The 23697-nt window shown below is 68.6% G+C and carries 18 protein-coding genes and 1 pseudogene; 17 read left to right on the forward strand and 2 right to left on the reverse strand.

From position 1 onward, the window contains the following. Window positions 1-131 precede the first annotated feature (131 nt). The 8 genes from rpe to ABTX60_RS35030 all read left to right on the forward strand — a co-directional run bounded on the left by rpe (window position 132) and on the right by ABTX60_RS35030 (window position 7939). Complete coding sequence (gene rpe, locus ABTX60_RS34995) at window positions 132-818, forward strand: ribulose-phosphate 3-epimerase (RefSeq protein ID WP_352101053.1); 687 nt, start codon at window positions 132-134, stop codon at window positions 816-818. A gap of 78 nt (window positions 819-896) precedes the next feature. Beyond that, complete coding sequence (locus tag ABTX60_RS35000) at window positions 897-1940, forward strand: sugar-binding transcriptional regulator (protein WP_352101054.1); 1044 nt, start codon at window positions 897-899, stop codon at window positions 1938-1940. 3 nt (window positions 1941-1943) lie between these two features. Next, window positions 1944-2315, forward strand: coding sequence for a barstar family protein (locus ABTX60_RS35005; RefSeq protein ID WP_352101055.1), 372 nt, complete (start codon window positions 1944-1946; stop codon window positions 2313-2315). Window positions 2316-2423: 108 nt separating this feature from the next. Next, on the forward strand, window positions 2424-3866 hold the full coding sequence (locus ABTX60_RS35010) for a GuaB1 family IMP dehydrogenase-related protein (RefSeq protein ID WP_352101056.1): 1443 nt from the start codon (window positions 2424-2426) through the stop codon (window positions 3864-3866). A 78-nt stretch (window positions 3867-3944) separates the two neighbouring features. Next, window positions 3945-4442 carry a GNAT family N-acetyltransferase gene (locus ABTX60_RS35015; protein WP_352101057.1) on the forward strand — a complete coding sequence of 166 codons (498 nt, stop codon included), beginning with the start codon at window positions 3945-3947 and terminating at the stop codon, window positions 4440-4442. Window positions 4443-4673: 231 nt separating this feature from the next. Further along, the gene (locus ABTX60_RS35020; RefSeq protein WP_352101058.1) at window positions 4674-6143 is read left to right on the forward strand and encodes an amino acid permease; all 1470 of its coding nucleotides are present in this window, start codon (window positions 4674-4676) and stop codon (window positions 6141-6143) included. Window positions 6144-6153: 10 nt separating this feature from the next. After that, the gene (locus ABTX60_RS35025; protein WP_352101059.1) at window positions 6154-6606 is read left to right on the forward strand and encodes an Lrp/AsnC family transcriptional regulator; all 453 of its coding nucleotides are present in this window, start codon (window positions 6154-6156) and stop codon (window positions 6604-6606) included. 136 nt (window positions 6607-6742) lie between these two features. After that, entirely contained in the window at window positions 6743-7939 is a 1197-nt protein-coding gene (locus ABTX60_RS35030) for an MFS transporter (protein WP_352101060.1), read from the forward strand. Here ABTX60_RS35030 and ABTX60_RS35035 read toward each other — a convergent pair. Beyond that, window positions 7908-8447: a Repetin gene (locus ABTX60_RS35035; protein WP_352101061.1), complete on the reverse strand. Its 540-nt coding sequence runs from the start codon at window positions 8445-8447 to the stop codon at window positions 7908-7910. The genes ABTX60_RS35030 and ABTX60_RS35035 overlap by 32 nt on opposite strands. A gap of 308 nt (window positions 8448-8755) precedes the next feature. On the opposite strand from ABTX60_RS35035, the gene ABTX60_RS35040 reads away from it, so the two are divergent. Both ABTX60_RS35040 and ABTX60_RS35045 read left to right on the forward strand, forming a co-directional pair. Then, the gene (locus ABTX60_RS35040; protein WP_352101062.1) at window positions 8756-9544 is read left to right on the forward strand and encodes a carbon-nitrogen hydrolase family protein; all 789 of its coding nucleotides are present in this window, start codon (window positions 8756-8758) and stop codon (window positions 9542-9544) included. A gap of 48 nt (window positions 9545-9592) precedes the next feature. Beyond that, entirely contained in the window at window positions 9593-11290 is a 1698-nt protein-coding gene (locus tag ABTX60_RS35045) for a flavin monoamine oxidase family protein (RefSeq protein WP_352101063.1), read from the forward strand. Here the strand turns inward: ABTX60_RS35045 and ABTX60_RS35050 are convergent. Beyond that, window positions 11287-11676: pseudogene (locus ABTX60_RS35050) on the reverse strand (DUF5995 family protein); the annotation flags it as partial. The gene ABTX60_RS35045 and the pseudogene ABTX60_RS35050 sit on opposite strands and share 4 nt — an antisense overlap. A 20-nt stretch (window positions 11677-11696) precedes the next feature. Between ABTX60_RS35050 and ABTX60_RS35055 the strand changes: the two are divergent. From ABTX60_RS35055 to ABTX60_RS35085, 7 genes are all read left to right on the forward strand, one after another. Next, entirely contained in the window at window positions 11697-13283 is a 1587-nt protein-coding gene (locus ABTX60_RS35055; RefSeq protein WP_352101064.1) for a recombinase family protein, read from the forward strand. Window positions 13284-13697: 414 nt separating this feature from the next. Beyond that, window positions 13698-14108 (forward strand): hypothetical protein, encoded by a 411-nt coding sequence (locus tag ABTX60_RS35060; protein WP_352101065.1) that lies wholly within the window; start codon window positions 13698-13700, stop codon window positions 14106-14108. 631 nt (window positions 14109-14739) lie between these two features. After that, entirely contained in the window at window positions 14740-15327 is a 588-nt protein-coding gene (locus ABTX60_RS35065; protein WP_352101066.1) for a hypothetical protein, read from the forward strand. Between the two features lie 771 nt (window positions 15328-16098). Further along, entirely contained in the window at window positions 16099-16758 is a 660-nt protein-coding gene (locus tag ABTX60_RS35070) for a hypothetical protein (protein ID WP_352101067.1), read from the forward strand. Window positions 16759-16781: 23 nt separating this feature from the next. After that, entirely contained in the window at window positions 16782-17813 is a 1032-nt protein-coding gene (locus ABTX60_RS35075) for a major capsid protein (RefSeq protein ID WP_352101068.1), read from the forward strand. 631 nt (window positions 17814-18444) lie between these two features. Next, window positions 18445-19044 (forward strand): DNA primase, encoded by a 600-nt coding sequence (locus tag ABTX60_RS35080; protein WP_352101069.1) that lies wholly within the window; start codon window positions 18445-18447, stop codon window positions 19042-19044. 379 nt (window positions 19045-19423) lie between these two features. Then, entirely contained in the window at window positions 19424-23680 is a 4257-nt protein-coding gene (locus ABTX60_RS35085) for a hypothetical protein (RefSeq protein ID WP_352101070.1), read from the forward strand. The last annotated feature ends 17 nt before the right edge of the window (window positions 23681-23697 follow it).

A 23697-nucleotide genomic window follows, 5' to 3' on the forward strand; every position in this document is an offset into this window, starting at 1 on the left:
CCATGAGGGGCGCGGGGCTGTGACATGTGCGGCTCCGCCGCGTGGGCGCGACAAGCCACATGAGTCCCGCACCCGACAGACCACCGGGGTCCGATGCTCACAACCCCCGCGGGGCATGGCAGTCTTAGGTCATGGCCGCGCAGATCAACCCCAGCATTCTGTCCGCAGACTTCGCCCGCCTCGCGGACGAGGCGAAGGCCGTGGAAGGTGCCGACTGGCTCCACGTCGACGTCATGGACAACCATTTCGTCCCGAACCTCACGCTCGGCGTGCCGGTCGTAGAGTCGCTGGCCCGTGCGACGGACACCCCGCTGGACTGCCATCTGATGATCGAGGCCCCCGATCGGTGGGCGCCCCAGTACGTGGAAGCGGGGGCCGGTTCGGTCACCTTCCACGTCGAGGCCGCCGCAGCGCCCGTCCGGCTCGCCCGGGAGATCCGCGCCAAGGGCGCCCGCGCCTCCATGGCGCTGAAGCCCGCGACCCCCATCGAGCCGTACGAGGACCTGCTCCCCGAGCTCGACATGCTGCTGATCATGACGGTCGAACCGGGCTTCGGGGGACAGGCCTTCCTCGACATCATGCTTCCGAAGATTCGCCGCACCCGCGAGTTGATCAGCAAGCACGGACTCGAGCTCTGGCTCCAGGTCGACGGCGGAGTTTCGGCTTCCACCATCGAGCGGTGCGCGGACGCCGGAGCCGACGTCTTCGTGGCCGGATCGGCGGTCTACGGGGCAAACGACCCGGCAGAGGCGGTACGTGCACTACGCACCCAGGCGGCGGCGACGACGGCCAAGGCCTCCTGGGCCTGCGACCACTGAGCCACAGCAAAGTGAACGGCTCTCATCAGGGCTGATCATCCGCGCCGGATCTGCAAGGATGAACGGCGAATCCAGAGTGTGAACAGCAGTGAGGAGATCGCCGTGTCGGGTATGTCGGCGGGCCGGTCAGCCATGCGGATGGGACCCGCTGAGCTGGTGCAGGCGGCGGCCATGGCCCGCCGCTTCTACCTCGAGGGCAAGTCCAAGATCCAGATCGCCGAGGAGTTCGGCGTCAGCCGCTTCAAGGTGGCCCGGGTCCTGGAGACCGCCCTCGAACGGGATCTCGTACGTATCGAGATCCGTGTGCCTGCGGAGCTGGACGCCGAGCGCTCGGACGCGCTCCGCGCCCGCTACGGCCTCAGGCACGCCGTCGTGGTCGAGTCCCCGGCCGAGGCCGAGGAGTCGCCCGACCCCGAGAACCTGGGAGAGGTGGCCGCCGACCTGCTCGGCGAACTGGTCGACGAAGGTGATGTGCTGGGCCTGGCCTGGGGCCGCTCCACCATCCACATGGCGGCGGCGCTCGACCGGCTGCCGCCGTGCACGGTGGTGCAGTTGACGGGCGTGTACGACGCCGGGACCGCCGAGCGCGGCTCGGTCGAGGCCGTGCGCCGCGCCGCCCAGGTGGCCGGCGGGGACGCCCACCCCATCTACGCGCCCATGCTGCTGCCCGACGCGGCCACGGCCGCCGCGCTGCGCAACCAGACGGGCATCGCCCGGGCCTTCGAGCACTTCGACAAGGTCACCGTCGCCTGTGTCTCCATCGGCTCCTGGGAGCCGGGCATCTCCACGGTGCACGACATGCTCAGCGACGAGGAGCGGGCGCACTACGCGTCCCTCGGTGTCGCCGCCGAGATGTCCGCGCACCTCTTCGACGCCGACGGCCGCCGGGTCGGCCGGGACCTGGGCGAGCGGTGCATCACGGTGAAGGCCGACCAGCTCCGCCGGATCCCCGAGGTCGTCGCGATCGCCGGCGGGCAGCGCAAGGGGCCCGCGATCGACGCGGTGCTGCGGTCCGGGCTCGTCACCAGTCTGGTGACGGACACGTCGGCCGCCGACTATCTGATGACGGCCGGACCGGCGCCGAAGTCCGCGCTCAACCGGTCCGACCCGGACGGGGCCTGACGGGTGGCCGGCCAGGCGCACGACGTGCACGACCCGGCGGGCCGGATCGTGCACGTCCTGGATCTGGGCGGGGTCACGGACAAGGCGGGCTTCATGGACCGCTGCGCCCGTGACCTGGCCCTGCCCGACTGGTTCGGCCGCAATTGGGACGCCCTCGCCGACTGCCTGTCCGACCCCGCCCTCTGGCCCGAGGGGGCCGGGGAGCGGGGCCTCCTGGTCGTCGTGCAGGGCTGGCGGACGTACGCCGGGACGCGGCCCGACGAGTGGCAGGTCGCCGAGGAGATCTTCGCCGAGGCGACGGACCGCGGCCCGGGGCTGTTCGTGACCCTCGGCCTTGGAGAATCCTCCGAGCGGCCCCCTGACCAGCCTGGATGATCTGCTGGGGGTCGCTGGGGCGGGTGGCATGGGAGAATGAAGTACGTGCTCTTTCCCCCTGGCCGGCCGGTCCGGGGGTCACCTCTGATCGACTGGGATGTGCAGCACGTGCGTTTCCTCAATGACATCCAGCCCGGGTACGACCTGACGTACGACGACGTCTTCATGGTGCCGAGCCGCTCCTCGGTGGGCTCGCGGCAGGCCGTCGACCTCAGCTCCCCGGACGGCACGGGCACGACCATCCCGCTCGTCGTCGCCAACATGACCGCCATCGCCGGCCGCCGCATGGCCGAGACCGTGGCCCGCCGCGGCGGCCTCGTGGTGATACCCCAGGACATCCCGAACGACGTGGTCACCGACGTCGTCTCGTGGGTGAAGAGCCGGCACCTGGTGCTGGACACCCCGATCATCCTGTCGCCGCACCAGACGGTCGCCGACGCGCTGGCCCTGCTGCCCAAGCGGGCGCACAACGCCGGTGTCGTCGTCGACGGCGACCACAAGCCGGTCGGCGTGGTCACCGACGCGGACCTGTCCGGCGTGGACCGCTTCACGCAGCTCGCCGAGGTCATGTCCCGGGACCTGCTGCTCATCGACGCGGACATGGACCCGGGCGAGGCCTTCGGCACCCTCGACCACGCCAACCGCCGCTACGCCCCCGCGGTCAACGGGGACGGCACGCTCGCCGGCATCCTGACCCGCAAGGGCGCCCTGCGTGCCACGCTCTACACGCCGGCCACGGACACCCGGGGGCGGCTGCGCGTCGCCGCCGCCGTCGGCATCAACGGCGATGTCGCCGGCAAGGCCCAGCAGCTGCTGGACGCGGGCGTCGACGCGCTCGTCATCGACACGGCGCACGGCCACCAGGAGTCGATGATCAGCGCCCTGAAGCTGGTGCGCGACCTCGACCCGCAGGTGCCGATCGTCGCGGGCAACGTGGTCGCCGCCGCGGGTGTGCGGGACCTGATCGAGGCCGGTGCGGACATCGTCAAGGTCGGTGTCGGCCCCGGCGCCATGTGCACCACGCGCATGATGACCGGCGTCGGCCGCCCGCAGTTCTCCGCGGTCCTGGAGTGCGCCGCCGAGGCGAAGAAGTACGGCAAGCACGTATGGGCCGACGGCGGTGTCCGCCACCCCCGCGACGTGGCGATGGCCCTCGCGGCCGGCGCCTCCAACGTGATGGTCGGCTCCTGGTTCGCCGGCACCTACGAGTCCCCGGGCGACCTGCAGCACGACGCCCAGGGGCGCGCCTACAAGGAGTCCTTCGGTATGGCGTCCGCCCGGGCCGTGCGCAACCGCACCTCGGAGGAGTCGGCGTACGACCGCGCCCGCAAGGCGCTGTTCGAGGAGGGCATCTCCACCTCCCGGATGTTCCTCGACCCGGCCCGCCCGGGCGTCGAGGACCTGATCGACTCGATCATCGCGGGCGTCCGCTCCTCCTGCACCTACGCCGGTGCCGGCTCCCTGGAGGAGTTCGCCGAGAAGGCCATCGTCGGCATCCAGAGCGCCGCCGGCTACGCGGAGGGCAAGCCCCTGCACGCCAGCTGGAGCTGACGGCTCGACTCCCGCGCGTGAGGCCCCCGGTGAAAAACCAGGGGCCTCACGCGGGCGCACGCCCTACCGTCGTACGTCATGGAGATCACCGTCTGCCGGGCCGCCGATGTGCCACTGCTCGACCGCTGCATCGGCTCCATGGGTGCCACCTCGTTCCACGCGCGCCGCTTCGACCGCCAGGAGCGGGGCACGAGCACGTATCTCCTCGGCTGGCTCGACGGCCGGCCCGTGGGACACGCGGAGCTGCGCTGGGACGGCTGCGACGACACGGTCGTCCGTACGGCACGGCCCGGCTGCCCGGAGATCAACGCGCTGACCGTGTGGCCCGAGAGGCTGCGCTCGCGCGGAATCGGCAGCGCGCTGGTGCGGGCCGCCGAGGAGCTGGCCCGGCAGCAGGGCCGTACGGCCATCGGCCTCGGGGTCGCCGACGACAACCCGCGCGCCGCCGCCCTCTACGCCCGGCTCGGTTATCTGCCGCTGGCGGCGTACGTCGGCCGCTGGTCGTACGAAGACCGCGACGGCCTCACGCACGAATGCGTCGAGGAACTCACATTCCTGGTGAAAGAGCTCGCCTGAGCAAGCCTCGTGCAACGGACGAAAGCCGCCGTGCAACGAACACCCGCTCCGCCCCGGGGAACGCAATGATCTTGCATGTACGCGCAAGGTTGCTGCATTTCACCAGCAACGCCGATGCTCGTAGGCTGTCGCCTCGTACGTGGCGTGGCGGGGACTCCGCTCGGTGGGTCCCTGCTCAAGGGTGCCCGCGGTCCCCGCCGCCCTGACCGGCAGCGACAAGGAGCCAAGCGCGTGCTCGACCAAGGCGCACCCCCGCAGAACCCAGGCCCCACGGCGGCCTCCGCACCCCCCGGCTTCGGCGCGCGCCTCATGCGCCGCAAGCCGGTGGAACGCCTGGTCGCGGAGGGTGGCCAGGGCGAGGGTGGGTCACTGCGCCGCACCCTCGGGCTGTGGCAGCTGACCATGATCAGTATCGGCGCCACGCTCGGCACCGGCATCTTCGTCGTGCTCGGCGAGGCCGTCCCCAAGGCGGGCCCGGCCGTCACCCTCTCCTTCGTGATCGCCGGCCTCACCGCCCTGTTCTCGGCCCTGTCCTACGCCGAGCTGGCCGGCACCATCCCGGTCGCCGGTTCCTCGTACTCGTACGCGTACGCAACGATGGGCGAGCTGATCGCCTGGATATGCGGCTGGTGCCTGGTCCTGGAGTACGGCGTGTCGGTGGCCGCCGTCGCCGTCGGCTGGGGCGAGTACCTCAACGAACTGCTCGACGGCACCATCGGCGTGACCATCCCGGCCGCCCTGTCCGCCCCGCCCGGCGACGGCGGCGTGTTCAACCTGCCGGCGCTGATCGTCGTGCTGCTCGCGATGGCGTTCCTGCTGGGCGGCGCCCGCGAGTCCGCCCGCGCCAACACCGTCATGGTCGTCGTGAAGATCGCCGCGCTGGTGATGTTCTGCGCCATCGGCGTCCAGGGCTTCCGCTCCGGCAACTACGAGAACTTCATGCCGCTCGGCATGGCGGGCGTCAGCGCCGCCGGCGCCACGCTGTTCTTCTCCTACATCGGCTTCGACGCCGCCTCCACCGCCGGCGAGGAGGCCAAGAACGCCCAGCGCGACCTGCCCCGCGCGATCATGCTGTCGCTGGTCATCGTCACCGCGCTGTACGTCCTCGTCGCGGCCGTCGCGGTCGGCGCCAAGCCCTGGAAGGGCTTCACCGACTCCGAGGCCGCCCTCGCCCAGATCATGCGCGAGGTCACCGGGCAGACCTTCTGGGGCACCCTGCTGGCGTTCTGTGCCGTCATCGCCATCGCGAGCGTGGTGCTGACCGTGCTGTACGGCCAGACCCGCATCCTGTTCGCCATGTCCCGCGACGGCCTCGTGCCGAAGGTGTTCGCCAAGGTCCACCCGAAGACCGGCGCCCCCCGCGCCAACACCCTGATCGTGTCGCTGTTCTGCGGTGTCCTGGCCGCCGCGATCCCGCTCGGGCAGCTCGCCGACGCCACCAGCATCGGCACCCTGTTCGCCTTCGCGCTCGTCAACGTGGCCGTCGTCGTGCTGCGCCGGACAAGGCCGGACATGCCGCGCACCTTCCGGGTGCCGCTCTCCCCGGTCCTGCCCGCGCTGGGCTTCGCCTTCTGCATCTGGATGATGGGCAGCCTGTCGACCGTGACCTGGGTGGTCTTCGGTGTCTGGATGGCCGCCGGGCTCGTGTTCTACTTCCTGTACGGCTACCGCCGATCCCGACTCGCGCCATCCGAAAAGTGAACGACCCACTGTGCTGAACGATCTCGACGAACGCATCGTGCACGCCCTCGCCGAGGACGCCCGTCGCTCCTACGCCGACATCGGCTCACTCGTCGGCCTGTCCGCGCCCGCCGTGAAGCGGCGCGTGGACCGGCTGCGGGCCACCGGAGCCATCACCGGCTTCACCGTACGCGTGGACCCGGGCGCCCTGGGCTGGGAGACCGAGGGGTTCGTCGAGATCTACTGCCGCGGGAACACCTCCCCGGAGACCATCCAGCGAGGCCTGGAGCGCTACCAGGAGGTCGTGGCCGCGTCCACCGTCACCGGGGACGCGGACGCGGTCGCCCAGGTCTTCGCCTCCGACATGCGGCACTTCGAAAGGGTCCTGGAACGGATCGCCGGAGAGCCGTTCGTCGAGCGGACCAAGTCCGTCCTCGTGCTCTCGCCGCTGCTGCGGCGCTTCTCGTCGGGTTCGCCCACGTAACTCCGTGGCCCGGTGCACGCGACACCTCTAGCCTGGGTGTCATGACCTGGCGACATTGATCCACCAGCCGTGCCTCCCGAGGACCGCCTCGGCCGCCGTACCTCCGGCGTCCGATCCGTCCTTCCGGGAAGGCCTCATGACACTCTCACCCGCACACGTGCAGGCGGCCGGTTCCCGCCGTCTGACGCGCACGCTGTACGGCTACGCGTTCCTCGACGACTTCGTCCTGCTCTACCCGGTGTACGCGCTGCTCTTCGCCGACACCGGCATGTCGCTCTGGCAGATCTCCTCCCTGTTCGCCCTGTGGTCGATCACCTCGGTGGTGCTGGAAGTGCCCTCCGGCGCCTGGGCCGACGCCATGTCGCGCCGGAGGCTGCTGTGGATCGGCCCGCTGCTCACCGCCGCAGGCTTCGCACTGTGGGTGGCCGTCCCCTCGTACGGGGCCTTCGCGGCCGGCTTCGTACTGTGGGGCGCGGGCGGGGCGCTCGGCTCCGGCGCGCTGGAAGCGCTAATCTACGACGAGCTGGACCGGCTCGGTGCCGCCGGCCGGTACGCGCGGGTCATGGGCCGGGCCCGGGCCGCGCGGCTGGTGGGCACGGTGGCCTCCATCGGCCTGGCGGGGCCCGTGCTCGCCCGGGGCGGCTACCCGGCCGTCGGGGCCGCGAGTGTCCTGGCCTGTGTGCTGGCCGCCGTCACCGCGACCCGGCTCCCGGAGCACCGGGTGCGGCCGGAGAGCGCCGACGACAGCTGGGCGGCGACCGTGCGGGCCGGGTTCGCCGGGGTCCGCGGGGACCGTGCGGTGCGCGGCGCCGTGCTGCTGATCCCGGCCGTGGCCGCCGTGTGGGGCGCACTCGACGAGTACACCCCCCTGCTGATCCGGCAGATCGGCTTCGCCGAGGCGACGGTGCCCTTCCTGGTCATGCTGATCTGGGCGGGCGTCACCGTCGGCAGCCTCCTCACCGGCCCGGCCGAGCGTCTCGGCACGACCGGGCTCGCGGTGCTGCTCGCGGGCGCCGCTGTCGCCCTCGCGGTGGGAGCCCTGGCCCGCTCGCTGACCGGAGTCGTCCTCCTGAGCCTCGCCTTCGCCGGGTTCCAGCTGGCCGAGGTACTCGCGGACGCCCGGCTCCAGCACCGTATCGACGACTCCCGCCGGGCCACGCTCACCTCCGTGGCGAGCCTGGGCACCGAGCTGGCCACGGTCGCCACGTTCGGCGTGTACGCGCTGCTCGGCACCGGCATGGCGCACAGCACCGTCTTCGCGATACTCGCCCTTCCCTACCTGGCGACGGCGCTGGCCCTGGCTAGAGCTGGGGCTGCCACGGCACGACCGTGAAGTCGCCCGTCCCCTTCTTCACCTTCTCGAAGGGGGCGACACTCGCGCACTTCGGCGGTTCGTTCCCTTCGGCAGGACTGCCCGACTCCATCCAGCTGTAGCCGAGCCGGTCGTGGCGGCCGAGGTCGTGGACGGTGACGCCGACCCGCCTGCCCTCGGCGCCCGGGAGGTCGGACTCGGTGATGACGCCGGAGACGACAGCGACCTTGCCTCCGGTCACCAGGCAGTCGACCCTCGCCTTCGCCCAGGCGCCCTTGCCGTTCAGGTAGTGGCTGAACTCGAAGGTGCCGGTCGCCTGCATCGGGATGGCGGTGTCCTTCGCGGCCAGGTGCGCGTCGAACGAGAAAGTGATGTCGTCCCCGTCCGAGCGGTACAGCTTGGCGGTACCGGTGAGGGCCGCGGCCTCCCGAGGCGGCCGGGGTGCGTCCGACGCGGTCGCGGCCGAGGCCACCCCGGCCGTGAGCAGGAGCGCGGAGCCGAGCACGACGATCTTCGTACGGCGCTTCATTTCGTTTCCTTCCGCAGGTCGTGTGGACAGCCCTTACTCTTCCGGCCCGACGCGGCGGGAACATCGCGCCAGGGGCGGGATCCCGCCTCCGCCGTACGGCGGGGGAGGCCGCGCGGAGCTGCGCTCCGGGGAGGAGCGGGAGTGAGACCCGAGGGGCGCAACGAATCGCCGCGGCGGCCTCCAGGCACGCAACGAACCGTTCACCGGCGCGCAACGGCTCCTGCTTGTCCGCCCTGGCCGGCCGCCCGTACCGTCTATGTGGCCCCCAAAGGTCCCCCAACCCCCCTTCCGCCCGGTGAGGATCACGCATGCGCACCGCCCTGCTCCAGAGCTCCGGCCGACCCGGCTCCACCGCCGAGAACCTGAAGGTCCTCGACGAGGCCGCGGGCCGGGCCGCTGCCGCGGGCGCCGGGCTGCTCGTCACGGCGGAGATGTTCCTGACCGGCTACGCGATCGGCGACGACATCGGCCGGCTTGCCGAACCCGCCGACGGCGACTGCGCGGACGCGATCGCCGAGATCGCCACGAACCACGGCCTGGCGATCGCCTACGGCTACCCCGAGCGGGTCGGCGAGGCCGTGTTCAACTCCGTCCAGCTGATCTCCGCCGACGGCACCCGGCTCGCGAACTACCGCAAGACCCACCTCTTCGGCTGCTTCGAGCGCGACCACTTCACGCCCGGCGACCAGCCCGTCGTCCAGACCGAGATCGACGGCGTACGCGTAGGCCTCCTGATCTGCTACGACGTGGAGTTCCCGGAGAACGTCCGCGCCCACGCCCTGGCCGGCACCGACCTGCTCGTCGTCCCGACCGCGCAGATGCACCCGTTCCAGTTCGTCGCCGAGTCGATGATTCCGGTGCGTGCCTTCGAGAACCAGATGTACGTCGCGTACGTCAACCGGGTCGGCCGGGAGGGCGAGTTCGAGTTCGTGGGGCTGTCCACGCTCGCCGGGCCCGACGGGGTCGCCCGGACCAGGGCCGGACGCGGGGAGGAACTCGTGCTCGCCGACGCCGACCCGGCCTTCCTCGCCGCATCGCGCGAGAACAACCCGTATCTGCGGGACCGGCGGCCCGGCCTGTACGGCTCACTCGTCTGAAGACCCCCTGAACCGCCCGTTCGTATCTGTGCAAGGAGTCCGTACCCCATGACGTCCACCGTGCCCAACGCCGTCGAGCACGCTGACGCGCAGCAGCCGCCGATCACCATGTTCGGCCCGGACTTCCCGTACGCCTACGACGACTTCCTCGCCCACCCGGCGGGCCTCGGGCAGATACCCGCGACCGGGCACGGCACGGAGGTCGCGGTCATCGGCGGCGGCCTGTCCGGCATCGTCGCCGCGTACGAGCTGATGAAGATGGGCCTCAAGCCGGTCGTGTACGAGGCCGACCAGATAGGCGGCCGGCTGCGCACGGTGGGCTTCGACGGGTGCGACGAGTCCCTCACCGCCGAGATGGGCGCGATGCGCTTCCCGCCGTCCTCCACGGCCCTGCAGCACTACATCGACCTCGTCGGTCTTCGGACGCGGCCGTTCCCCAACCCGCTGTCGGAGGCGACGCCCTCGACCGTCGTCGACCTCAAGGGCGAGTCGCACTACGCCGAGACGATCGGCGACCTGCCGCAGGTCTACCGGGACGTCGCCGAGGCGTGGAACCGCTGCCTGGAGGAGGGCGCCGACTTCTCCGACATGAACCGGGCCCTGCGCGAGCGGGACGTGCCGCGCATCCGCGAGATCTGGTCCCGGCTCGTCGAGAAGCTCGACAACCAGACCTTCTACGGCTTCCTCTGCGACTCCGAGGCGTTCAAGTCCTTCCGGCACCGTGAGATCTTCGGCCAGGTCGGCTTCGGCACGGGCGGCTGGGACACCGACTTCCCGAACTCCATCCTGGAGATCCTGCGCGTCGTCTACACCGAGGCCGACGACCACCACCGCGGCATCGTCGGCGGCTCCCAGCAGCTGCCGCTGCGCCTGTGGGAGCGTGAGCCGCAGAAGATCGTCCACTGGCCGCTCGGGACCTCGCTCGCGACCCTGCACGAGGGCGGCGAGCCCCGCCCGGCCGTGACCCGGCTGCACCGCACCGCCGGCAACCGCATCACGGTGACCGACGCGCACGGCGACATCCGCACCTTCCAGGCGGCGATCTTCACCGCCCAGTCCTGGATGCTGCTGTCGAAGATCGCCTGTGACGACTCGCTCTTCCCGATCGACCACTGGACGGCGATCGAGCGCACGCACTACATGGAGAGCTCCAAGCTCTTCGTGCCGGTCGACCGGCCGTTCTGGCTGGACAAGGACGAGGAGACGGGGCGGGACGTCATGTCGATGACGCTCACCGACCGTATGACGCGCGGTACTTACCTGCTCGACGACGGCCCGGACAAGCCCGCCGTCATCTGCCTCTCCTACACCTGGTGCGACGACAGCCTGAAGTGGCTGCCGCTGTCCGCGAGCGAGCGGATGGAGGTCATGCTGAAGTCGCTCGGCGAGATCTATCCCAAGGTCGACATCCGGGGGCACATCATCGGCAACCCGGTGACGGTCTCCTGGGAGAACGAGCCCTACTTCATGGGCGCGTTCAAGGCCAACCTGCCCGGCCACTACCGCTACCAGCGGCGCCTGTTCACGCACTTCATGCAGGACCGGCTGCCCGAGGACAAGCGCGGCATCTTCCTCGCCGGTGACGACATCTCCTGGACCGCCGGCTGGGCGGAGGGCGCCATCCAGACCGCCCTCAACGCCGTCTGGGGCGTCATGCACCACCTGGGCGGCACGACCGACCCGACCAACCCGGGCCCCGGCGACGTCTACGACGAGATCGCCCCCGTCGAGCTGCCCGAGGACTAGCGGAACCCGGGCTCGGTCAGGGGCGTGAGCAGCATGCGCCCCGCGAAGCCCACCGCCGTGTCCAGGCGCTCCGTGAACTCGACCGCGACATCGGGGAGTTCACGCAGGACCCACAGGGCCCGGGCCGCCGTCCACGCGGCGTCCCGGGCGCGCTCCAGGCTCCAGGAGCCGAGCAGGTGGGTCAGCGGGTCGGCGATCCGCAAAAAGTCGGGTCCCGGCATCAGATCGTCGCGGATGCGCTCCTCCAGCGAGACGAGGAGATCGCCCACCATGTCGAACTCGTCCTCCAGATCGACCGGTGCGCAGCCGAGCGTACGGCAGGCGTCCACGACGGCCAGCGCGAGATCGTGCCCGATGTGCGCGTTGATGCCCGCAAGCGCGAACCGTTCGGAGTAACATCCCACTCATGTCGCAACTCGCACGGCGCACGGGCATCGCTGTGGCTGCCCGCCACGCCCCCCGGGTAGTAGGTGCTATCCGACTTAGCCGGTACAACGACTCATCGACCTCCCCCGAAGTACAAGAGGAGATGATCACTCTCGCCGCCCACCGCATCGGGGGAGTGCTCGTCGGGTGGGCGAAGGACATCGACGTATCGGCTCTGAAGACCTCCCCGTGGGAGCGGGAAGAACTTCTCTACTGGCTAGAACGACCGGACGAGTGGGATGTTCTCGTCTGGCAACGTATGGACCGCGCTGTACGGTCCATGGCTGATATGGCAAACCTGGGACGGTTCGCTAAGCAGCATGGTAAGCGGCTCGTCTTCGCTTCGGGGCCCGGCGGGGACATGCTCGAACTCGACTTCGGTTCAGCAATGTCTGAACTGATCATGCTGATTCTGGCTTTCGCTGCCCAACTCGAAGGACAGACCATCGTCGAGCGCAACCAGGGTGCTGCGGCTCGTCTCCAGTCTCTTGGCAGATGGGCCGGCGGTCCGGTGCCTTACGGCTTTCAGCCTGTCCGAAAGACTTTCCCTGACGGCAATGAGGGTTGGTGGCTAGGGGAGCACAAGGAGACGGCCGATATCCGTCGTGCAGCCATTGCGCGAGCCATCGCACGAAAGTCGTTCAACTCGATTACGGATTGGCTGATTGAGTCGGGCGCCGTCACTCCCTCGAACCACAGGGCCCGGCTTGCGGGGAGGGAAGAGGACCCCGAAAGCCGGTGGATGCCGACGACGGTTCGGTCAATGCTCATGTCCGCACTGAACCGTGGTCACCTCGTCACGCGCGAGGGAACCACTGTGCGCAACGCTGACGGGAGTCCCGTACTTCAAGGGGAGGCGCTCATCAGTGACGAGACGGCTCGGGAACTCGACGAGGCCTTGAAGTCGATGGCTGTCGCGGCGCTCCAAGCACCCCGTCGTCGCGACGCGCATGAACTGCTGGGCGTCCTGGTGTGCCACTGGTGTGCCAGCAACATGCACACCGGCTCCCGCACGGAGGGCGACGGAACGCAGACGGGAGTCTTTCGGTGTAACAGCGGCCGTCACGGCAAGGAGGCGCCGAAGCCTACGGTTACGCGGGCCATAACCGTTGCGTGGGTGCATGCGGAGTTCATCCGTAGGTTCGGGTTCATGCGACAAACGCAGATCGTGCGCACGCCAGGCGTAGACCACCGCGCGGAGATCGCAGAGCTTGAGTCGAACCTGGAAGAGCTCGGTAACCGTCTGCCGCAGATGCGCGGTGCTGCCGCTGACGTCGTCATGGGACAGATGAACGGCATCGCGGAACGCCTGGAGCAACTGCGGAGCGCCCCCGTCGAGCCGCCGAAGATCCAAGAGATCGAACTCGATACGACGTGGGGTGACGCCTTCCGTGAGGCGAGCGACGAGGCGCGTCGACAGATCATGCTTTCCATGAACGTCCGCGTCACGGTGGGACCCCCGACGGGATGGCGACGCCCCATTGAGGAGCGGCTGACGATGGAGATTGACCGCCCCGACCCTGAGGCGGATGCGCTCGAAGACGTGGCGTACCAAGAGAGCCTGTAGCGCCACCTCAAGAACACCAGAGAGCCCCCTCCAGGACACTAGGAGGGGGCTCTCGTCACGCTTGCGGCGGCGTGCTCCAAGGGCCGACTGGTGGCCGCTCAGGAAGCTTTGCGCCCGGGCGCCGGCAATAGTGGGCGATGAACTGCCGGAGGACCGCTGAGCGGTCCGTGTCGTCGGGTACGGCGTCCCCGAACGCTTGCCACAGCTCCGCGTCGATTCGGAAGCGGCTGACGGGTGTCTTCGGTTGGTTGGGCATGGGAGAACCGTAGCAGAGGTGTGGCTACACCAAGGGGGTTGCGGTGTGGCCACACCCGTGCGTAAGGTGTAGCCACACCCCGACGCAAGCAAGACGAAGGGCCCGCGAGATCTTGGCGGATGCACGGGCCCTCTGTCTCCATCACTGGAGGTCCCATCATGGCAGAGCGCCCCGTTCTCGTCGTCGGTAACACCTCGTCCTCCGTCGCCCTGGCCGACCTCACCGCCTTCGCCTGTGACGTCGCCGACCGTCTTCGCTTCCCCACCGTCGTCGCCACCGGGCGCGACTATGACCCGACGCAGTACGAGGCGGTTGTACTCGCCGACGGATGGTCGGAGACCTTCGAGTCGGCCGCGCTGGGCTGTGAGGCCATGCTCGCCGACATGTGCACGCTCTGGGCGGATGGCGTCTACGAGTACCCCGTCAACACGACGTGCGGGCACTGCTACGAGACCGACCCGGAGGCGGCCCCGGTGCGCATCGAGGGCGGCTGGACGACGTCGGTGTGCCCCTCCTGCGTCGCTGCCGCTCGCCGGGAGGCGCTCCCCGGCGTCCTCGTCGCCGCGTGACGTAACAATCAGTGACGGAAGGCCCGCCCTGGCTTCGGCTGGAGGCGGGCCTCCGCGCGTTCAGGGCACGGCAGTTTGGCTCGGCCGACGAGCGTTCGCGGAGAGTGCGTGCAGAGGGCACGCGGATGACGGATGCGCAGAGTGACGAAACCTGCGTCCGCCGTCACTCTCCGTCCCCACCGTGCCAATCTGGGCGCCAAATCGCCAAACTAACCCCCTCCTCCAACTTCTTCTTAACGCGTGTAGAGAGAAATTGAGAATGGGGGTTAGTTTGGCCAGTTTGGTCAGACTGGCCCGCGGGGGACGTCGAGGCCCTCGCTTGACGAATGCCGACGGAGGGTGAGGGGCGGACGAGGCGCGAGAGCATGTCCATGCGCCCGCCTGAGCGGGTTTCAGGCCGCCCGCGGCCCTGGGAGTCGCACCGGGGCCTGAGAGCCCCTGAGTGACGCACACGGCGTTTCCTGCCGCCCTCGACCTGGGTCACGCTGAGTGATCATTCTCCGGTCCCAAACATCCTGCCCCCAGCGCCCCATAACTCACGTGTGAGGGCGCGTCACATCTCCCGACGTCCGCCCCATAACCCATATGTACCCGCGCACTCGCGCGGCTCGACGACACACAAGGGGCAGACATGTATGACGACAACGGCGCACCAATCCAGCGACGTACCCACCTGACGGACGAGGCGGAGGAGCTCCGTTATCTGGCGCTGGAGCTGGAGACGGACCACGACGCCTACGTCTCCCGGGGGCGCGCACCGTGGCGGGGACTGAGCGGGCATGACCCGCTCGACGACATCCCCGACGAGGAGTTCGGGGAGCGTCAGTGGGAGGACTGGCACGACGGCATGTACGACGAGGACGACCCGGAGCGCCCTCGTCGTCGCCGGCCGTCGGGGCGGGAGGTCGACATCGTCCCGCCCGTCGTGGCGCCCGTGACGGTTCGCGTCGACCCCGCGATAGCGGCGGAGTTCGCTGCCCGCCAGGCGGAGGCGACAGAGGGACCGTCATGGGAGGTCGACGGAGGGCGTGTGACCGTCATCGGTGACTTCAAGGAGTGGTTCGGGCCGTGCATCGAGTGCGGGCAGGAGTTCACGCAGCGACGTCCCGCGTCCCAGCGTCGCAAGTGGCGCCGTCTGTGCGGTGAGGAGTGCTCCACGGAGCGACGCCGCACGGCGAACCGTGAACGCATGCGCGCTGTGAGGGCGGACGCCGCCTGATGTGCGCACGTACATAGGGAAGGGGGAGGGTAGAGCTGCCCCTCCCTCCCCCTCTACGTCGTGAGACCTCCGGCCCCAGAGTGCCTTGCCGTTGACGGTCCACGAGCCGCGTGACGTTGACTCTCCTCCGACGTCACGCAACAGCCCTCACCATCCGCGTCCCTTCGGGGAGCGCGTAGAGCGCCGGTTTCCCCTTCGGCCGTGCTGCTCCGCGTACCGCTATTCCGCGGATGGTGAGGGCTTTCTCACGCCCGAATTTCGAGCGGTAGAGAGAAGAACGACCGATAGAGCGAACACCCCCGGACGGAGAGACATGACTTGCCTCGACGTGCGCGGCCCTGAACGACGGCCGTGCCGAACATGCGGTGACCGGTTCCCCGTGACTCTGGACTACTGGCCGCGGGATCCCGCGGGCCGGGACGGCGTCCGGCCTCACTGCATCACCTGCTACAACGCGAAGCGCCGTGAGTCCTATGCGGCTGATCCTGAGCCTCAGCGCCGGCGGATGCGAGAGCGGTACGCCGCACGCGCTGAGCATTTTCGAAGGGCCCTGTCTCCAGACGAGCAGGGCCCTTTTTCGTACCCGAACACGAAGGGCTGACCATGCCACGGAGGAAGACTTCCGCCCCCGCGTCCGTCTGGGGCTCCGTCCCTGAAGTCGCGCAGGCGGAAGAGCTGTTGAAGACGACGGAGGCACGACTTTCCGCACTCCCCCCGACGCCGTCCCCAGAGGAGGCGCGACAGGCGGTCATTGACGCCGCTGTGGAGGCCATGCGGACCGACGGAGCCCCGATCCCTGGGGACATCGGGGAGCGGGCGTCAGCGGCCTGCACAGCGGCTCTCGCGCCGTACGCGGAGCGTCTCGCCCTGCACACGGCCGTCAACGCCCTGCGTCGGCGTATGCCGTTCCTGAAGTCGCGCGGCTCACGCACCATCCTTGCGGCCCTTGCGGCTCAGCTAGGCGACGTCCTGTCGGAGGTGCGGACCATCATCGAGCGCTCCGGGCACCTCGATGGGGACAGCGCCATCGAAGCGGGTGCCCAGGGCATCGCGGATTACAAGCGTCTGCGGGGGCTCGTGGGCACCGTCGACGAGATCCGGCGCGCACAGCGCTCCGTGTACGCGGAGACCGGTGACATGGGCGTCCTGGCGTCGCTCTACCGCGAGGGACACGACCAGTTCCGCGGCGTGCGGTCTGAGCCCCTGCCGGCCGACGTCATGGCCGTCGTCAGGGGTGGGCGACGAGACGTTCGCTTCCTGCTCTACATGGCCGAGAGCGGCCGTGCCTGGCTCCCCGTCGACGTGGAGGAGCTGACCGACGAGGCGCGCGACGCGGAGGACGTCGGCAGCCCCGACGACGGCCGCAACCCCTTCTGGCAGCGCGAGACCACCGTGCCTGAGCCGTCCGCCCCTCGACGCGCCCGCATCTGACCTGACTACCTGAGAGACGACCAATGCAGCTTGTTACCGAATACGCCACCCCTGCGCATCTCAGCGGCTATGCCCGCGCGGCCCTGGCGGAGTTCGAGGAGAACACGTTCACCCTGTCCCAGTGGCTCCCGAGTGACACCGTCGACGACCTGTTCTACCGCTTCGAGCAGGGTGGGGGCGGACTCGTCGAGGCCGCCGTGTTCCGCGCCTACGACGCTGAGTCGGACATCGGGCACCGGGCCGGCGCAACCCGAGTTAGCGGCATGCTCCCGCCCATCTCCCGGAAGATCCCCGTCGGCGAGTATGAGCAGCTCAAGGAGCGCAACCTCACCGACACTGAGGGCGTCAGGGACACCATCGAGGGCCTGTCGGAGAAGCTGACGCGCGAGATCGCCGCCCGTGTCGAACTGGCCCGGGGCGACGCAATCTTCAACGCCAGCGTCACCATCGCCGAGAACGGCGTGAGCGCCTCCGTCGACTACGGACGCGACCCCGCGCACTCGGTCGAGCTCGACGGTGTCACTGACGCGCTGTGGGACGACACGGAGACCTCGAAGCCCTTCGACAACCTGACGGAGTGGGTGGAGGTCTACAACGACACCACCGGCGAGACGCCCGAGTTCGTGTTGATGCCGGAGCGCGTGCTCCGACTGCTTCAGCGCAACGTGCAGCTCTGCCGCCTGTCGACGACTGACCCCGTGCCCCCCGTCATGCTCAGCAGGGACGAGCTGAACGCGCTCCTGAGGGCGTACGAGCTCCCGCAGATCGTGACCAACGACGCCCGCGTCAGCTTCAAGGGCGTGACGACGAGGGTGACGCCCGCGGACAAGGTGGCGCTGCTGCCGGCCAAGGGTGGCGCGCTGGGTCTGACCCTGTGGGGGACGCCCGTGGAGGCGACAGACCCGAGTTACGCCCTTGCGTCCGCCGATCGTGCGGGTGTCCTCGTCGGCAGCTTCCGCAGTGAGGACCCTCAGACGCTGTGGACGCGGGCCACTTCGATCGTGCTGCCTGTGGTGGCAGCGCCAGACCGTACGTTCGTGGCGAAGGTGGTCTGACCTACCGCCTACGCCAGAACCTCAGCGCCTCCGCCCATGCCCTTACGACGTGGGCCAGGCTGCGCAGGATGGCTGAGCGCTGGGTAGGCGCAGTGCCGCGCAGTGCGACGAGTACCAGCACCACGGCAGTGCAGCACACCAGCGTGAGGCAGTAGGCAAGGGTGGCGAAGGGGACGAGCGCGGATGACATGCGTGTGACTCCACGAAGCGTGTTGCCGTCGAGTGGAGTCCTGCTAGAGCGCGTCATCCCACTGACGGACGTGTACGGTCCGACGGCCTTCTACATGAAGGCGTCCCAGTGGGATCGCTCTGGGTAGCGTCCCGAATTACGCTCCGGGCGGCTCTGAGACAGAGCGTAGCACCGGCGCACGCTGCGTATCCCAGACCAGGGGCATCGACCCCTCCGAGCACCCTCAGGATCGTTGAGGTGCTGGGTCTCGCGCTCTGTACGGGTCTGGGGATCTGAGATGTAACGCCTACAGGCGCCCCCTGGAGCCCTGAACGCCCACCCGTTGGGGTGTCCGAGACCCCCAAACCGGGAGGCGGGCACTCAAAGCGTTGACTGTCGAAAGTGTGACACTTCCCTGGTCAAACGCCTGTAGCCGTTACACCGGCACGCTAGAATGGAGTCATGATGAAGACGGAGCGGCTGTGCGCGTGGTGTGGGGGCGACATGCCGATCACGGCGCGGGCCGACGCCCGAACCTGCTCCGCTCGATGCCGCGTCGCGGCGCACCGTGCCGCTAAGAAGCGGGTGTTCCCGCTGGAGCTGACGTCCCGCGACAGGTGGGTACGTCGCTCTGTGGCGAAGGTTCCACTGACGACCGTCGGTACGCCGGCCTCGTCGACGAACCCCCGGTCCTGGAGCACCTACAGGAACGCGGTGGAGTCCGTGGCGGGCGTCGGTCTGGGCTTCGTCCTGAACGGCGACGGAATTGCCTGTGTCGACCTCGACCACGCCCTTGCACCTGACGGCTCACCGAAGCCGTGGGCCGCGGAGATCCTGCGCCAGGCAGGAGCGACATACACGGAAGTCTCTGCCTCCGGCGATGGCCTCCACGTCTTCGGATACGCCGACGTCCGACAGGGACGACGCATCCGACGTGAGGGCGGCTACGCCGTCGAGGTCTACGGCGACGGTAGGTACATCGCCATGACGAGTCAGCGCTTCCGCGGAGCTCCGTCGACGCTCGCTGATATCTCCGCGCTCGTCGGTCAGTTGACTGCGTAGCGCTCCCCAACTTCCTAAGGGCTCTCGGCTGACGCCGGGGGCCCTTTCGCATGCCCCGGTGGACGCACCGGGGCTTTTCTATGCCCGGGAACACCTATGAAAACGCATGAACAGGCGCGTTGTCTGCGGCCTGATTGCCGTTGGACGCCGTTGCCGACGGTAAACGACGCGGGAGGGGTGGAGATCTCTCCCTATTGTTCTGAGGCGTGCCGCATTGTCTGTGTAGCGGCCTACTACACCGCCAACGCGGAGCCGTCGCCAGAGAAAGAACGTCAGATGCGGCAGCTCGTCCACGTAATGGCGCTGCTCGACTTGCGGGAGCATCCCGCGCAGTACAGCGACGGCCTCCCCACCGTCGAGGAGCTGCGGGGGGCACTGGGTGCCTGACCTCGACATAGTCGGGACAGTCGCGGTCGACGTAGTCCCCATCGCCCCCAACTTCCACGACCGACTGAAGGCGGCCGTCCTCCCTGCCGCGGACAGGGTGGGGCGGGACGCCGGCGAGCGTATCGGCGACCTTATCGGGCGCCACATCGCGACGGCTATTCCGTCAGCCATCACAACGGGCGGCAACGCCGCGCAAAACGCTTCGCGACGCGCAGGCAACGACAATGCGGGCGCGTTCGGACGAGCGTTTAAGAGCCGTTTGGAGGTCGCGTTCCGGAGTCTTCCACGTCCGGATGTGCGTCTCTCGACGACCGGCTTCGACGCCGACCTTGCCCGCGTCCGCGCCCGCATGGAGACGCTGAGCGGGAAGCGCATCGGCGTTGACGTCGACGTTGCGTCGGCTGCCGCTGAGATCGACGCGCTTGACGCACAGCTTGCGGCCCTGGGCTCACGGTCCCCGAACGTCCAGGTGCGCGCAGACATCGCTACGGCTCGCGCTGAGCTCGCAGCGATTCAGCGCCAGATCAACGACGTTGACCGCGACGACGTCAACATCAAGGTTCGCGCGAACACTGCACAGGCGCACGCTGCGCTGTTCCAGCTCTCCATTGCGCTGGGCGCTGTAGCGGCAATCCCCCTCGTCCCCATTGCGGCAGCCGGTATCGGCGCCATTGCGAGCGCTGCTGTGGCGGCCGGCGCAGGCGTCGGAGCCCTCGCCCTCGTCGCCGTTCCGGCCATCAAGTCCGTGACGTCGGTGATCCAGGCGAAGAGCGCTGCGGAGAAGGAGGCTGCCAACTCGACGAACAACGCGGCAGCCGCCACCGTGCGCGCAGCGCAGTCCGCCATGCAGATGACGTCCGCGCAGTCGGCATTGCGCAACGCGCACCGCCAGGCCGCGCAGTCCATCGCTCAGGCCAACCGGCAGATCGAGGACGCGGAACGGGCCGTCGCTCAGGCCGCGCAGCGTGCCATGGAGCAGCGACGCCAGGCCGCGGAGTCCGTCGAGCGGGCAGAACGCTCCCTCGCCGACGCGAAGCGCCAGGCGCAGCAGGCGGAGGAAGATCTCACGCAGGCTCGTCGCGACGCTGCACAGCAACTCCGCGACCTGAACGACCAACTCCTTGACGGGATGCTGGATCAGCGGGACGCCACTCTCCGCGTGCAGGAGGCGCAGGAGGAGCTTGACAGGGTCCTGGCCGACCCGACGACAACCGACCTCCAGCGCGAGCGGGCACGGCTTGGCTACGACGAAGCGGTCCGCAACGCGGACAAGCAGAAGCAGAAGAACGCTGAGCTGAAGAAGTCCGTCGACGAGGCCAACAAGGCTGGCATCGACGGGAATGAGGGCGTCAAGCGGGCGCTGGAGCAGCAGGCCGACGCGCAGCAGAACGTCAAGGATCAGACTGCCGCCCTGGCGCAGGCTCACCAGGACGCCGCCCGTGCTCAGGTTGAAGCCGCTCAGACCGTCTCGGATGCTCAGCGCAACCTTGCTGACGCTGTGAACAACGCAGCGAACACGCAGGTGCAGGCTGCCGAGTCCATCGCCTCCGCGGAACGAGGCGTCGAGGCTGCGCGGCTGTCGGGCATCGACACGACGGCTAAGGCCACGACGAAGGCGGACGAGTACCGTCTGGCACTCGCGAAGCTCACACCTGAGCAGCGGGACCTCTACGACTCCATAGCCGGGCCCAAGGGTCTGACAGCCGCGTTCAAGGAGTGGGTCCGGGAGCTGCAACCCGACGTGCTCCCGCTCTTCACGAGGGCCGTGAACGGGGCGAAGGCCAGTCTCCCGGGGTTGTCACCCCTCGTCCGCAACTCCGCGGACGCTGTCGGTGAACTCTTCGACCGCGCGTCGGCCGAACTGAAGTCACCGTTCTGGACGCGCTTTAAGCGCGGAATCACCGACAGCGCCAAGCCGGCGATCGTCGGTCTGGGCGTCTCTATCGGCAATGTCTTCAAGGGTGCGGCGGGTGTTGTTGACGCCTTCCTGCCCCACATGGACGACATATCCAGCCGGATGCAGGACATCACTGGTGACTTCGCCGACTGGGGGACGAGCCTCAGAGGCTCACCTCAGTTTGAGCGCTTCCTCGCCTACGCCGCAGAAATGGGCCCGATCGTCGCCGAAGCACTCGGGGAAATCGGAGGCGCATTCTTCGAGGCCGGGCAAGCTCTGTCGCCGCTCTCTGGCCCGCTCTTCAAGGTTCTTGGAGCGATGGCGTCAGGGATAGCGACGATCGCAGAAAACGCGCCGTGGCTCGTTCAGGGCATCTGGCTCGCCGTGGTCGCCACGAAGGCATGGACGCTGGCAATGGTGGCGTTCAACTTCGTATTGAACGCGAACCCCATCGTGAGGATTGCCGTTCTGATCGGCGTCCTTATCGGAGCCGTCGTTCTGGCCTACCAGAAGTGGGGATGGTTCCGCACTGCCGTTCAGGCGACGTGGGAGGCAATCCAGACGGCCGCACTGTGGGCGTGGGACAACGTCCTCCGACCGGTGTTCTTCGCCATCCGTGACGTCCTGTCGGCCGTCGGATCGGTCGCCCTGTGGCTCTGGAAGAACGTCCTCCAGCCGGTGTTTACCGCCATCTGGCTTGCTGCTCGCGTCCTCTTCGCGATCGTGGTCACGGCAGTTCTGACCCCGATCTGGCTCGCCATACAGGCCGTCGGAGCCGTCGCCCTGTGGCTGTGGCGCGAGTCCTTCAAGCCAGCACTGAACAACATCGCGACGATTGCGAAGTGGCTTTGGGACAAGGCCCTTCAGCCCGTTTTCCGGTGGATCTGGGACGGCCTGAAGTGGGTCGGAGAAAAGGTCTCGTGGCTCTACGACAAGACAGTCAAGCCCGTGTTCGACTGGATCGCCGACAAGGCGAAATGGGTCTACGACAAGGGTCTCCGTCCAGCGTTCAACAGCATCCGGACCGCCATCGGTCTCGTGGGCGACTCTTTCAAGTCGGCGAGAAAGACGATCGAGACGGCCTGGAATGCCGTTGCCGGCGTGGCGGCAAAGCCCATCAACTGGGTAATCAACGCCGTTTACACGAAAGGCGTGAAAGCCGTCTGGGACAAGGTCGCTGACTTCGTCGGACTCGACCCGCTCCCGAACGCTCCGAAGCTCCTAGAAGCCCCTCAGAAATTCGCCAATGGTGGACGGACGCACGGAGGAGTTCCGGGCGTCGACTCCATCCCGATCCTGGCCATGGCCGACGAATTCATCATCAAGCGCGAAAGTGCGCGAAAGATTGGATTCGATAAGCTCGCCTACATGAACGCGACGGGTGAACTGCCCGGTGTTCAGCGGTTCGCCGGCGGAGGCATAGTCGGCGCCCTGGGCGACGCATGGGATTGGACGAAGGACAAGGTCTCGGGCGCGGTCTCCAAGGGCATCGACTGGGCAAAGACGGGTGCGGACCTGATCGCCAATCCGTCGAAGATCTGGGCGAAGCTGATGAAGCCCATCCTCGACAACGTCCGCGAGCGGCTCGACGTCGGGCAGTTCGGCCCGATGCTCGCGAAGGTCCCTTCGAAGATGATCGCCGGCCTGAAGGACAAGATCCTCGACGCTGTGACCTCCTTCGGCAGCAGTGGAGGCGGAGGCGCAGCGCCGGGCGGCAACGGCGGCTCTGGCGTCGCCAGGTGGCGCCCGACGGTGCTTCAAGCACTCAGCATGACGGGCAACCCTGCGTCGTACGCGGACCTCACACTTCGGCGGATGAACCAGGAGTCGGGCGGCAACCCGACGATCGTGAACAAGTGGGATAGCAACTGGCAGGCAGGGCACCCCAGCGTGGGTCTCATGCAGGTGATCGGCCCCACCTTCCGGTCACACGCCGGGAAGATGCGGAACGTCGGCCCGTTCTCCTATGGGGTGTCGACGAACCCTCTGGCCAACATCTACTCGTCGATGCGTTACGCCATGGCTGCGTACGGCTCACTGCCGAGGGCGTACAACCGCGCAGGCGGTTACGCCGACGGTGGACGCGTCGTTCCGCATTGGTACGACGACGGCGGCATGATCCCGCCGGGCCTCTCCCTCGTCGCCAACGGTACGGGCAAGCCTGAGCCGGTCTTCACGGCGCAGCAGTGGGCCGACATCCGGTCCGCCAAGAGTGGCGCCCCGAACGTCCAAGTCGACGTCGTCAGCACGACCATGCTCGACGGCGAGGAGCTGAAGGGCGTCGTCCGCACGGAGATCAACACCTATGACAAGGCGATCGCCGACAGCATGACCTACGGCCGCTACGTCTGACGCACACCACCACGCAC

The organism is Streptomyces sp. NPDC126510 (assembly GCF_040302345.1).
Classification (GTDB): domain Bacteria; phylum Actinomycetota; class Actinomycetes; order Streptomycetales; family Streptomycetaceae; genus Streptomyces.

Excerpts from the sequence above, each read along its gene's own strand:
- rpe (WP_352101053.1), top strand. The coding sequence starts at position 132 with ATGGCCGCGCAGATCAACCCCAGCATTCTGTCCGCAGACTTCGCCCGC.
- ABTX60_RS35015 (WP_352101057.1), top strand. The coding sequence starts at position 3,945 with ATGGAGATCACCGTCTGCCGGGCCGCCGATGTGCCACTGCTCGACCGC.
- ABTX60_RS35030 (WP_352101060.1), top strand. The coding sequence starts at position 6,743 with ATGACACTCTCACCCGCACACGTGCAGGCGGCCGGTTCCCGCCGTCTG.
- ABTX60_RS35035 (WP_352101061.1), bottom strand. The coding sequence starts at position 8,447 with ATGAAGCGCCGTACGAAGATCGTCGTGCTCGGCTCCGCGCTCCTGCTC.
- ABTX60_RS35040 (WP_352101062.1), top strand. The coding sequence starts at position 8,756 with ATGCGCACCGCCCTGCTCCAGAGCTCCGGCCGACCCGGCTCCACCGCC.
- ABTX60_RS35045 (WP_352101063.1), top strand. The coding sequence starts at position 9,593 with ATGACGTCCACCGTGCCCAACGCCGTCGAGCACGCTGACGCGCAGCAG.
- ABTX60_RS35055 (WP_352101064.1), top strand. The coding sequence starts at position 11,697 with ATGTCGCAACTCGCACGGCGCACGGGCATCGCTGTGGCTGCCCGCCAC.
- ABTX60_RS35060 (WP_352101065.1), top strand. The coding sequence starts at position 13,698 with ATGGCAGAGCGCCCCGTTCTCGTCGTCGGTAACACCTCGTCCTCCGTC.
- ABTX60_RS35065 (WP_352101066.1), top strand. The coding sequence starts at position 14,740 with ATGTATGACGACAACGGCGCACCAATCCAGCGACGTACCCACCTGACG.
- ABTX60_RS35070 (WP_352101067.1), top strand. The coding sequence starts at position 16,099 with ATGCGGACCGACGGAGCCCCGATCCCTGGGGACATCGGGGAGCGGGCG.
- ABTX60_RS35075 (WP_352101068.1), top strand. The coding sequence starts at position 16,782 with ATGCAGCTTGTTACCGAATACGCCACCCCTGCGCATCTCAGCGGCTAT.
- ABTX60_RS35080 (WP_352101069.1), top strand. The coding sequence starts at position 18,445 with ATGATGAAGACGGAGCGGCTGTGCGCGTGGTGTGGGGGCGACATGCCG.